The 13381-nt window shown below is 65.9% G+C and carries 2 protein-coding genes; one reads left to right on the forward strand and one right to left on the reverse strand.

Annotated features, from left to right (window positions below; genetic code table 11):
• Positions 1-146: 146 nt before the first annotated feature.
• Positions 147-2201 carry a prolyl oligopeptidase family serine peptidase gene (locus tag ACN9MB_RS18895; RefSeq protein ID WP_426269892.1) on the forward strand — a complete coding sequence of 685 codons (2055 nt, stop codon included), beginning with the start codon at positions 147-149 and terminating at the stop codon, positions 2199-2201.
• A 41-nt stretch (positions 2202-2242) separates the two neighbouring features.
• Here the strand turns inward: ACN9MB_RS18895 and ACN9MB_RS18900 are convergent, their stop codons facing one another.
• Positions 2243-13186, reverse strand: coding sequence for an autotransporter-associated beta strand repeat-containing protein (locus ACN9MB_RS18900; RefSeq protein WP_426269893.1), 10944 nt, complete (start codon positions 13184-13186; stop codon positions 2243-2245).
• Positions 13187-13381 lie beyond the last annotated feature (195 nt).

Raw genomic sequence — 13381 nt, forward strand, 5'->3', positions numbered from 1 at the left:
ATCAGAACACTGCTAGCGTGACGGCTCGCCCTGCAGGATCTCCGATGTCTCGCGCATTCTCCTTTTCGCGGCTCACGCTGCTGCGGTTACATCCGGGCCCGACAAGGCCGTATCGCTCGTTCGAAAGAACCTGCAGCAGCGCGCGGATGGCAAGACTCGCGATGTTGCTTGCCGCCTGCTTCGTCATGCCCGTGTTTGCCCGACCGTTCACGCCGAAGGACCTGGTGTCGCTGGCGCGCATCGGCACGCCTACGGTGTCTGCGGATGGTCATTGGCTGGTGTGGGATCAACGCGAGATCGATCTCGCCGGCAACACCAGCCATGAAGGTCTGTGGCGGCTCGATCTGCAAGATCGCGGCGCTGGTCCCGAACGATTCGCCATACGTGCCGGCGCCGACGATAGCGCTCCGCAATTCGGCAGCGATGGTGCGTTGTATTTCCTGTCCTCACGCAAGGACGCCCCTGCCACGGTGTGGCGCGCAACGATGGATGGACATGCACCCGCGCAAGTGACCGATGACCACGACCTCGCGGGCTTCAAACTTTCGCCCCAGGGCAACGCCCTACTGGTGTGGGCCGATAAACCGGTTGGCGCACGCTCGCTCGACGACACCGGCACTCGCCACGACGACAAGCAGGCCGGACCGCGCATCTACGACCAGCTATTCGTGCATCATTGGGATCGCTGGGCCGATGGACGGCGATCGCAACTGTTCGTGCTGCCACTCGCCCACGGTCGCGCGCCTGGCGCAGGACGAGCCATCGAAGGACCACTGGTGGGCGATACCCCGTCGAAGCCCTTCGGTGGCGGCGAGGAGATCGCATGGAGTGCGGACGGCCGCACCGTTTACTTCACGCTGCGCGAGGCGGGACGGATCGAGCCACTGTCGATCAACTTCGACCTGTTCGCCGTGCCTGCCGATGGGTCGACGGCACCTGTCAATCTGACGCCGGCAAACAACGCCATCGACACACTCCCTGCCGTATCGCCCAATGGACGCTGGCTCGCGTGGGCCGCGACCACGCGCTCAGGCTACGACTCCGATCGCAAGCAGCTGATGCTGCGCGATCTGGCCAGCGGCAGGACGCGCGCATTGACCGCGGATTGGGATCGCTCCATCGACCAGCTGCACTGGACCGCCGATTCGACGGCGCTCTATGTCACGGCCGACGAACGACTCGATCATCCGCTGTTCCGCATCGACATCGCGGATGGCTCCGTGCATCGGATGACCACGCAAGGCCATGTCGGCACGGTGCTGCCGCTGCCTCAGGGTGGCGTCGTCTATTCGCTGGACACTCTGGTCGCGCCGCCCGATCTCTGGAGGCTCGGTGCAGACGGCCTCGTGACGCGCTTGACTGCCGTCAATGCAGCGACGCTCGCGGGCGTCGACTGGCCCACCACGACGCGCTTTTCTTTTGCAGGCGCCGGGGGCGATACGGTCTCGGGCTTTGCGCTGCGCCCGGCGGATCTTGCAGCGCAAGCCAAGGCGCCCGTGATCCTGATCGTGCACGGCGGCCCGCAGAACAGCCAACGCGACGGCTGGTCGTATCAACAAAACGCAGCGGCCTGGGCGGGGCATGGCTTTGCCGTGGTGTCGATCGATTTCCACGGCAGTACCGGCTACGGTCAGGCGTTCACCGACTCGGTCCATCGCGACTGGGGTGGCAAGCCGCTCACCGATCTCCAACTCGGACTCGCGGCAGCCATCGCGCGCTTTCCTTTTCTCGATGGCAACGACGTGTGTGCAACGGGCGGCTCGTATGGCGGCTACATGATGAACTGGATCGAAGGCCACTGGCCCGACCGGTTCAAGTGCCTGATCGAAGACGATGGCGTGTTCGACACGCGAGCGATGACTTTCGAGACCGATGAACTACGCGCCGACGAATGGGATTTTGGCGATCAGCCATACTTCCAGGCGCCCGGGGAATTCGAGAAGTGGAATCCCGTCAACAGCGTCGGCCAGTGGAAGACACCGATGCTCGTGGTCACCGGCGAAGAGGATTTCCGCAGCCCGCCGACCCAGGCCATTGCGGCCTTCACCGCGCTGCAATTACGCCATGTTCCCTCGCGCCTGCTGGACTTTCCCGACGAGGGACACTGGATATTGAAACCAGGCAACAGCATCGCCTGGTACGAGCAGGCCTTCGCCTGGATGGACAAGTACACGCGCAGGCATGCGCAAGCGAGCGAATGAACGAGCCCGCTCGATCGAGCGGGCTCGTTTGCCGTACCGCGTTACCAGCGCATGCGGAAACCCACGCTGCCATTCACCGCATGCGAATCGCCGAAGTGCGACAGCCCGGTCTGCGCCTGCACTTCGCCGTAGATCGAGTAGCGGCCACCCGCCCAATCGATCGCGCCACCGACGCCCAGGCCGCCCCACCAGCGCTCGTTGCGCGTGGTGAAATCGGTGCCGGAGACGTTCACCTGCGCCGCGTCCGTGAAGTAGTCGTAGACGTTGGCGATGGCGTAGAAATGCGTCACCACCGCGCCGGAGGCACCCTGATGCGTGCTCAGGTAGTCGAAGGTGGTGCCGGCGCGTGCCGAGGCGGCGTTGCCGTCCTGCTGCGAGACGCGTGCGCCGAATGCATCGTTGAAGCCGTCGAACGATGCCTTGCCCCAGCTCAACTGGGCTTGCGGCACCATCGACCATGCATCGCTCAGGCGGAAGCGTTGGCCGACTTCCACGCCGGCGGCGTAGCCGGTGGCCTTGTTGTCGTCCTCGGCCTTGCCCAGCGTGTTGGAGTGCAGATCCGAATCCAGATGCGTCCAGCGCGCCTGGCCGTCCACGTACAGGCCGTTGTCGGCGTACCAGGTCAACGCCGCGCCCACGCCGTAGGCACGGGTGTTGATGCGGCCATCGCCATAGGCCGAGCTCACGTCGGAGTTGTAGTGATCCGAATGCAGCGAGGCGCTGCCGACCAGCTTGCCGCCCCCGTTGTCCGACAGCGTGGTGTCGATGCCCACTTCCGACTTCCAGTTGGACATGTCGTAGCGCGTGCCGCTGGTGCTCGATTCGGGTTTGATGTCCTGATCGCCGCCCTGCACACGCACCCACACGCCTTCGCCCGGCTTCATGCCATCGGCGGCCTGCGCATCGGCCCACTGGCGATCGCCGGTGCGCTGGAACAGCGTGTCGAGCGTGTTCGCCTGCTGCAGGATGCCGGCATAGGCTTCGTACAGCGGCACGCCCGGCTGATACAGCGGCGTCGCACCACCCGTGCCCGAGCCCGGACCACCCGGATTGCCCGGGTTGCCGGGATTGCCCGGATCGGACGGCGGATTGGTCAACGCCGAGCGCAGGTACCAGTCGCCGTCCGTACCATCGACGCCGTTCTGGTAGAGGCGATAGGCATACGCACCGGCCACCACCGCCTGCTGGCCCTGGAACACGTAGTTGCCCTTCAGGGCAAAGGTGCCGTTGGAGGCGCCCTGCACGTCGATGAGCTTGATGCCCTGCGTGGTCGCTGCACCGGCGCCGCCCACGTTGGTCACCTGTATCGTGGTGTTGCCTGAGGTGTTGCCGGTGACCACCAGCATGTCGGTGGCCGAGCCGTCGCCGCCCAATGCGGTGTTGAAGTTGAGCGTGCCGCCCTGACCGGCGTAATCGCCCTGCACGGTCAGGCTGGTGCCCGGTGTTTGGCCGAAGTTCACCGTGCCGGCGTTGGTGAGTGCCCCGGTGCGCTGTGCGAAGCCGCCCAGATCCAGCGTGGCGCCGCTCTGCACGGTCGTCGCGGAGGCGGCATTGAACGCATTGGCCACGGCCGCGCTGAGCGTACCGGCGGCGACGGTGGTGTCGCCGCCATACGTGGACGTACCACCCAGCGTCAGCGTGCCAGTGCCGGTCTTGGTGAGACTGCCGGTGCCACCGATGCCGTTGCTCAGCTGCAGCGTGGTGCCATCATCCGTATCGATGGTGGCGGCGCCCCCCAGACCGACCGTGCGAGTGCTGACGAAACTGCCGGTGGTGTGCAGCGTGGCATCGTCGATGGACAGACTGCCCGCCGCGAGACCCAGGTTGCCGTCGTTGGCCACCTGCAGCGTGCCGGCGTGCACGTCGGTGCCGCCGCTATAGGTGTTGGCACCGGTGAGCACCAGCGTGCCCAGATCGTCCTTCACCAGCATGCTGGCGCCGGTGAGAGCAGCATCGATGGTGGCCGTCATGCTCGCGCCCGCCGCGGTGCCATCGCCCACGCGAATGGTGGATGCGCCGCCCGCCAGTGCGATGGCGTCGCCGGTCACGCGATAGCCGTCGGCCTGGAACTGCAGGCCCGAGGCACTCACCTGGCCGTTCGTGTTGTCCACCGTCACCGTGCCGCCGGTGCCGCCGAAGACCGCAAAACTGCCGTTGGTGTACGGCGCGTTGAGCGCGCCGGTGGCGTCGGTCCAGTAGTCGTTGTCGCTGAGGCGCCAGGTGCCGGTGCCGCCGGTGATCGCCCCGTCGTTCGCGTGTCCCGGACCGTCCCAGAAACTGAGCGTCAGGCCATCGGTGTTGACCAGATTCACCTGGTTGGCGAGCGAGGTCTGCACGAACACGTTCGTGCTCGGCGAGCTGCCGATCGCCAGGCCGTTGTCGGTCAGCGTGCCGTCGTAGTTGAACAGGCGATACACACCCGCGCCGAACGTGCCGCCCGGCGTGGTGGTCACGTTGAGCGTGCCGTCCAGCGTGAGGTTGCCGTGCACCACGGTGAGGTCGTTGAGGCTGCCACCCACGGTAGCGGCCTGGCCCAGCTGATAGTCGACCAAAGCACCCGCGTTCAAGATGAGGTTGCCGTTGACGGTCAGCGTGCCCGGCGAATTACCCGGGCTGAGCGTGCCGCCGTTGGCCACCGTCACATCGCCACCGATCGTGCCCGAGCCGCCCAGCGTGCCGCCGCTCATGACGGTGGTCGCACCGGTGGCGGCGGTCTGGTCGCCCTCGATCAACAGCGTGCCGCCCGACACCGTGGTGGCGCCGGTGTACGTGTTGGCGCTGGTGAGCGTGGTGGTGCCGCTGCCCATTTGCGTGACGCCGCCGCTGCCGGAAATCGCCCCGCCAAACGTTTGGACGTCCGAACGATCGAACGCCAGCGTGCCGTTGTCGACCACGTCGCCCAGAATCGAACCGCTGGTGCCGCCTTCGCCCAACTGCAGCGTGCCGCCGGTAATCGTGGTGCCGCCGGTATAGGTGTTGTTGCCGGCCAGCACCAGCGTACCGAGATCGGACTTGGTCATGCCGTTGCTGCCGGTCAGTACCGAGGCGATCGTCGCGGTCATGCCCGCACCGGCCGTGGTGCCGTCGCCCACGCGGATCACCGGAGCGGAACCGACCAGCGCAATCGCATCGCCTTCGACGCGGTAGCCGTCGGTGGCGAACTGCATGCCGTTGCTGTTGATGGCACCCAGGCTGGCATCCACCGTCACCGTGCCGGCGGCGCCGGCAAAGATGGCGAAGCTGCTGTCCTGGTAGGGCGCATTGAGGCTGCCGTCGATCACCGTCCAGTTGTCGTTACCGGCCGCGTTCTGCCACAGGCCATCGCCGCCCTGCACCTGGCCGTCGCCGCGCGCACCGTTGCCGTCCCAGAAATTCACCGCCAAGCCGTTGGTGTTGACCAGGTTCACCTGCTGCGCGATCGAGGTCTGCAGGAAGTAATCGGGCGACGGCACCGAGCCGATGGTGAGGCCGTTGTCGGTCAGCGCACCGGTGTAGCCGATGATCCGGTAGATGCCCGGATCGAAGGTGCCGCCCGAGGACACCGAGACATTGAGCGTGCCGTCGAGCGTGAGGTCGCCGTTGACCTGCACCAGGTCGTTGAGCGGACCGCCCACCACGTTCGCCTGGCCCATGTTGACGTTGAGGTTGGAGGTGTCGCTCAAGGCCACGCTGCCCTTGACCGTCAGCGTGCCCGGCGCGCTGCCGACGTCGCCCGGACTCAGCGTGCCGCCATCGGCCACCGTCACATCGCCGCCGATGATGCCCTTGCCGCCCAAGGTGCCGCCGCTGTCGACCGAGGTGGTGCCCGTGGCGGCCGACTGATCGCCATTGATGATCAGGCTGCCCGCGCGCACTGCCGTCGGACCGGTGTAGCTGTTGGCGGCGCTGAGCACGGTGGTGCCCGTGCCTTGCTGTTCCAGCGCGCCGGTGCCGGAAATGGCACCCGTGAATGCCACGCTGTCGGAACGATCGAACACCAGCGTGCCGCTGTTGGCGATGTTGCCCTGGATGGAACCGCTGGTGCCGCCGTTACCCAATTGCAGCGTGCCTGCCTGGAGGACCGTGCCGCCGGTGTAGTTGTTGTCCGCGGTGAGCACGAGTGCGCCGTTGCCGTTCTTGGTCAGCGCGCCGGCGCCGCCGATGGCGCCGGTGAGCGTGAGATCGGCATCGGTCAGCAAGCTGCCGCCCGGACTGTTCAACGTCACGGCGCGGCTGGAGGTGAAGGCCGCCGTGTTCTCCAGCACACCGCTATTGAAGGTGAGCGCGCCGCTCGCGTTGCCAAGATTCGCATCACTGGAAACGATGATGCTGCCGGCATCGATGGTGGTGCCGCCGGCATACGTGTTGGTGCCTGCCAGGGTCAGCGCGCCAGCACCGGTCTTGATAAGCGCACCGGCGCCGGAGATCGTGCGCGGAGCAGACAAGTCGGCTTCCGTATCGAACGTTGCACCGCCCTGGTTGATCGTGGTGGTGCGAGCGAGCGTGAACGCGGCCGTATTGCGCAGCGTGCCGCCGTCGAAGCTGAGCGTGGCCGCGGCACCGCCAAGGAAGGAATTGTTGGTGACCTGCACCACACCGGCATTGATCGCGAAATTGCCGGTGAAGGCGTTGCTGTTGGTAAGCACCAGCGTGCCGAGATCTTCCTTCACCAATTGGACGTTGGTGCCGATCATCGAGGCGCCGATGGTCGCCGTCATGTTGGCACCTGCAGCGGTGCCATCGCCCACACGGATCACATCCTGTCCGGTGACGAGGGTGATCGGGCTACCCGTGACGGTATAGCCATTCACCGCGAACTGCATGCCGGAGCTGTGCACGGTGCCCACGGTGTTGTCCACCGTGACCGTGCCCGGCGTGCCCATGAAGATGCTGAACTCGCCATCGGTATAGGGCGCATTGAACTGACCCGTCTGGTCGGCCCAGTTGTTGTTGCCGCCGGTGCCCTGCCAGACACCGGTGCCACCGTCGATGGTGTTGTTCGCGTGGCCAGTCGGGCCGTCCCAGAAATTCAGCGTCAGCCCGCTGCTGTTGAGCAGGTTGACCTGATTCGCGACCGATGTCTGCACCTGGTACGTGCCGGCCGGCGTCGTGCCCAACGTCAAGCCGTTGCCGCTGAGCGTGCCGTCGTAGCTGATGATGCGATACAGGCCCGGGCCGAAGCTGCCGCCCGGCGTGGCGGACACGTTGAGCGTGCCGTTCAGTGCAAGGTTACCGTGCACCACGGTGAGGTCATTGAGCGCGCCGCCGACCACGTTGGGTTGACCGAACTGATAGTTCAGGGTCGAGGTGGCACCCAGCGTGAGACCGCCATTGATGGTGAGCGTGCCCGTCGCGCTGGTGTCGCCCGGGTTGAGCGCACCGCCATTCATCACGGTCACGCTGCCGCCGATGGTGCCGGCGCCACCGAGCGTGCCACCGCTCTGTACCGTGGTGGTGCCAGTGGCGGCGGACTGATCACCGTCGATCAGCAGCGTACCCGCTTGTACGTTCGTCGCACCCGTGTAGCTGTTCGACGCATTGAGCACGGTCGTGCCGCTGCCGAGCTGGGTCACGCCACCGGTGCCGGACACGACCCCGCCAAACGTATAGACGTCCGAACGGTTGAAGGCCAGCGTGCCGTTGTCGGCCACGTTGCCGACGATGGTGCCGTTCGCACCGCCATTGCCCAGCTGCAGCGTGCCCGCGGTGATCGCCGTGCCGCCCGTGTAGATATTGGTGGCCGTCAGCACCGTGGTACCCGAGCCCGACTGCACCACGTTGCCCGCGCCGGAGATGGTGCCGGCCAGCGTCATCGTGTCGGAGCGATCGAAGCCCAGGGTGCCGGCGGTATCGACGATGACGGTGGGGCTGGCGATGGAACCCGTGGTGCCGCCGTTGCCGATCTGCAGCAGACCGGTATTGATCACGGTGTTGCCGGTATAGGTGTTATTGCCGGTCAGCAGCCAGGTGCCAGCGTCGTTCTTGCCCACGGTGGTGACACCACCCGGGCCGTCGACAATGGTGCCGCCCATGGTGTTGTTGCCGGTGTTGGTGCCACCCAGGCCCAGCGTGCGCGTGCCGTTGCCCGCATACGCCGCTTGCCCGGTGTTGCTGAACACGATGGCGCCCGTGCCGGACGACTCGATCACGCTGGTGCCCGCCGACAGAGTGAACAGGCGGTCGGTGGTGTCGCCCGTGCCGGTGTAGCGCAAGGTCGCACCGTTGCCGATCACCAGGTTGGACGCCGCATTCGACGACGCGCCGATACTGCTGGCCTGGCCGCCGTTGGTGAGATGGTCGACGCCAAGCACGCCGCCCGAGATGGTGGTGACGCCACTGTACGTGCTGGCCGCATTGCGCAGAATCCAGGTGCCGGTGCCGGTCTTGCTGACCGAGGTACTCCCAGTGCCGTTGTCGGTGATCTGCAGCGCCAGGCTGTTGTTGTCGGTGCTGGTGCCGGTAATCGCAACGACCTGTGCCGAATTGACGGGGCCGCTGAACGCGACCGCGCCGGTATTGGTGAACTGCACCGCACCGGTACCGGACGCATCCAGCGCACTGGACGGTCCCAGCGTAAACAGGCGGTCGGTGGTGTTGCCCGCGCCCAGATACTGCAGCGTGCCGTTGTTGAGCACGAGGTTGCTGGCGGCATTGCTCGAAGCGCCAATGGAGCTGGCCATGCCGCCGTCGGCAAGCACGTTTACCTGGAGGGTGCCTCCAGGGGAGATCGTGGCGCCCGTGGTGGGAGAGATGCTGCCGAGGGTGGTGGTGCCGGTATAGGTGCTGGCGCCACCGCTGAGATATTGGATGTTCGCACCGTTCTTGACGAAGCTGCCCGTGCCCGTGATGGCACCGGCATAGGTAGCGGTGGAAGCCAAACCGCTTCCGCTGGTGACCGTCAGCGTCGCGCTGCCTAGATTGATGTTGCCGCCCGCGGTGCCGCCGCCCGCCAGATAGCTCGCCTGGGTATTGAAGCCGTTGAGGTCGACCGACAGGCCGGCAAGGTTGTCCGTCACCAGGTAGCCGCTGCCGAACGCGTTGGTAGTGCCGGCGCGCAAGATACCGCCGCGAACGTAGGTACCGACGATATTGTTGTTGGTGCCGCTCAGCACCAGCGTACCCGCTCCCTGCTTCTGGATCTGACCGTTGTTCACGATCGGGCCGCTGAAACCCAGCGTGGTACCGGCATTGCTGACGTTGATGGCGGAATTGGCGATCAGCTGGATGCCACGATCGATGGAGACGCTGGTGCCGGTATAGATGAACGTGCCGCCCAGCATGAAGTTGGAGGCTGCGTTGCTGGAAGCGCCGACGCCACTGGGCTGGCCGCCGTTGGCCAGACAATCGGTGCTGAGCGTGCTGGCCGAAATCGTGGTGGCGCCGGTATAGCTGTTGCCGCAACCGGTCATGATCTGGGTGCGCCCGCTGCCGATCGTTACACCGCCCACGCCGCTGATGGCACCCGACCATGTGCCGCTGCCATTGATGGTCAGACCGCTGCCCGCACCCAGCGTGACATTGCCCGCGCCGTTCAACGCGCCAATGGTGACCGGGAAGGTGGATGCATCCAGCGTGGCTCCGGCATTGACCGTCATCGGGCCGTTGGCGCCGAAGGCTGTACTGGAACCGGCACGGAGGATGCCGTCCGTGACCGTCGTGCCACCCGTATAGGTATTGGCGCCGGATAGCACCAAGGTGCCATCGCCATCCTTGTAGAGATTGCCCGCGCCGACAATGGTGCCGCTATCGGTCAAGGTGGTGGCCGCCGCGTCGACGCTCACATGACCTTGACCGGCGGCAAGCGTAAAGCCGCGATCGGTCGAGGTGGTGGCGCCGGTGTACTCCAGGCCACCGCCGGTCTGCAGTACCAGGCTGCTCGATGCATTGCTGCCCGCACCGATACCGCTTGCCAGGCCGCCGTTGGCCAGCGTGCCGGTCGACAGCAGACCGTTGCTGACCGTGACCGGGCCAACGAAATCGTTGGCGCCATTGGACAGCGTCAAAGTGCCCGCGCCGGTCTTGGTGAATCCGGCGTCGTCAGGGCTGGTGACCAGGCCGCTGAAGGTGAGGTCGGTGGTGCCGTCGACCTGTATCGTTCGCGACGGGCCATTGTTGACCAAGGTAAAGCCGCGATCGGTGCTGGCGGTCGCGCCGGTGTAGTGCAGCGTGCCGTTCTCCAGCACCAGGTTGGCCGGATCGTTGGACGAGGCGCCGATGGCGCTCGCTGCGCCACCATTGGCGACGCTGTTGAAGCCCAGCGTGGCACCGCTCACCGTGGTCGAGCCGGTATAGGTGTTGGCGCCAAAAAGCGTCACCGCGCCCGTACCCAGGCCGTTCACGGCAAAGCTGGTGGCGCCGCCGTTGTCGACGATGGTCGAGCTGATATTGAAGTTGCCCGCGCTGTTCTGCAGCACGCCCAGCGGACTGCCCGCCGCGCCTCCGGTCAACGAGCCGCCCTGGATCGTCTCGGTGGCCGCGCCCGCGGTCGGCGACACGATGATGCTGCCGTCGACGCTCAGCGTATTGCCGGTACCGACGGTCACGATGGAAGTCGCCGCCGCCGCAACCTTCATGCCGCCCAACGCGACATTGCCGTTGACCGTACCGAAGTACGGCGTGTTGGCATTGCCGCCTTCGTCGCTGACGATGTCGCCGCTCACCCAGGTGCTCGCATCGTCCTTGTCCGCGTAATTGGTGAAGGCAGTGATGACGCCACCGGCCACCTGCGCATAGTCCGACTGATTGACCGTGGCCCAGCCACCAAGTGCGCCATCCGCGTTGGTGGTGGTGATGGTGGCACCGGTGTTGAAAGCGAAATCGATCAGGCCGCTGCTGCGATTGATCGCACCCAGCGAGAGCGCCAACGTACCGCCCGTGCCGGCTGTGGCGCTGATGCGGTTGTTGCCGCCGGTGATATCGAGTCCGTTGAACGCCTGCGTGTTGGCGCCGGCCTTGCCCTTGAGGGACAGCGTGCCGCCATCGAGGTTGAGCGTCGAACTGCTGTTGATGATGTTGCTTACCGGCGCACCCGCGACCGAGTAGTCCAGCGCCAAGGTGCCGCCGCCGATGGTGGTGGCACCGGTGTAGGTATTGGCTCCGGTGAGCGTCTGCGTGCCCGCACCGAGCTTGGTCAGGCCACCGGTACCACCGATGCTGCCCGCGTACGAGGTGCTGCCCGAGGCGGCGTTGAGCGTGAGTGAGCCGCTGCCCAGGTTCACCGTGCCGCCCGTGCCGGCCAGCGACGGCACGGTGATGGCGAGGCTGTTGAGATCCAGCGTGCCGCCATTGACGATCACGCCCGTCGAGGCGCCGAAGGCACTCGTGCTGCCGGCGGTCAGCGTGCCTGCGGTCACCGTGGTCGTGCCCACATACGTATTGGCGCCGCTCAACACCCAATTGCCGCTGTTGTTGACAACTACGCTGCCGGTGCCGCTGATGGCGCTGGCGTACATGTTGGTACCCGCATACGTGCCGCCCAGCGTGATCGAGTCGGTGCCACCCGCCACGAAGGTGGCCCCGCCCGTGAGCGAAAGTCCGCCCGTGCCGTTGTTGGCGAAGGTGCTGGCGCCATCGAATGCATAGAAGCGGTTCGTCGACGTCGTACCACCGGTGTAATAGAGCTTGCCGTTGGTCAGCGTGATGTTGCCGTGCCCACCGGTACCGAGAGAGCTGGCGGTGCCGGAATCCGTCAGTGACGACGCGTATACGTTGATGTTGGTGATGAGGCTGGGGCCGATGTAGGTATTCACGCCGGTCAGCGTGATGTTGCGTCCCGCCACGCCGGTGTAGAAAACCGAACGTCCCACCGCATCGCTGATGACGCCGCGCAGGATCATGTCGCCCGTCTCGACATCGAAAGCCTGGGGGCTCGCCGTCGTGCCGCCGGCCATGGCCATCGTACCGCTCAGATCCAGGGTGCCGGTGCCGGTATTCCTGAGCGACGTGCTGCCGCCAATGAACGACCAGTTTCGATTGGAGACGTCGCCGTCGCCTGAATAGTAAAGGCTGCCGGCCAAGCCGCCGCCGGATGCCACGGTCACCGTACCGTTCGCCACGGTGGTAGGCGCACCTAGCGAGCTGGCTTCACCCAGGTTGCCGATGGAGGTGAAGCCGTAGTTGCCGCCAGTGTTGAAGCCCGTGACGCCGGTGTAATCGTTGGCGGCGTTGGTCAAAGTGACGCCACTGCCGAGATTCAGATTGCCGGCGCCCGTGAAGCGTGCCGCACCAACACCATTACCCCCGATGTTGACGGTGCCGTTGACCGTCACCACACGGGTGGCGGCCAGTGCCGTGCCGCCCGTCGGAACGGTGGCGGTGAGTCCGGTACCGTTTGCCAGGCTGATGCCGTTGCTCGCATTACCCAGGTTGGCATCGCTGGTCACTGCCAACGTGCCCGCGTTGACGGCGATCCCGCCGGTGAACGTGTTGGCACCACCGAGCGTCAATAGGCCAGCTCCATTCTTGGCGAGCCCTGCGTTGCCGGCGATCACCGAGAGGATCGTGCCTGCACCGGAGACGCTGGGCGTGGTGCCGGCCAGGGTCAGCGTGCCGTTCTGCAGCGTGTACCCGGCCACGTTGAAGGTGACCGAGTTCGCCGTGACACCCGTGCCCAGCGTCACGATGCCCGGGGTGCCAGCGAAGATGGCGTTGTCGAGGCTCCCGTTGTTCCACACGGTGAAGGGACCGGCCACGCCATCGGCGGCGGAATTCCAGTTGGCCAATGTGGTATCCCAGACACCCACGCCGCCGCTGCCGGCCGAACCGCCATTGACGTCCCAGTACTTGTCGGCTGCCATCGTGGGTGCCGCATACAACGACGCCAGGCCCATCAGCACGCCGAGGCGCAGCGTCCACCCGCTTTGCGACGCGCGCACAGGTGATGACCGTTCGTCGATCGTCGCCGACGCGGCACATCCGCGTCCCTTGCCGTGCTTGCCGGTGAGTTCGGAAGCCACTACCCACGCGTTCAAGGCCGTAGACCAGACGATGCGGAATACCCGGTTCATCACTTTCCCCTGTCGATGTGCAAACGGATGCAGATGTGTGCGGCGACGCGTGGTCGCCAGAAACTCAGGCCGAATCCAGGCCTGTGAGAAGGCGCGTAACGCGCCGATAGACAGAGCGAAGTCGAGCGGTGGCCGGGCGGCGGCAATCGCGATGCGTGCGCAGGCGCGCCCGTGCATGCGGGCGACCATCGATGG

It is taken from the genome of Dyella kyungheensis (assembly GCF_049913195.1).
GTDB classification, from domain to species: Bacteria; Pseudomonadota; Gammaproteobacteria; order Xanthomonadales; family Rhodanobacteraceae; genus Dyella; species Dyella kyungheensis.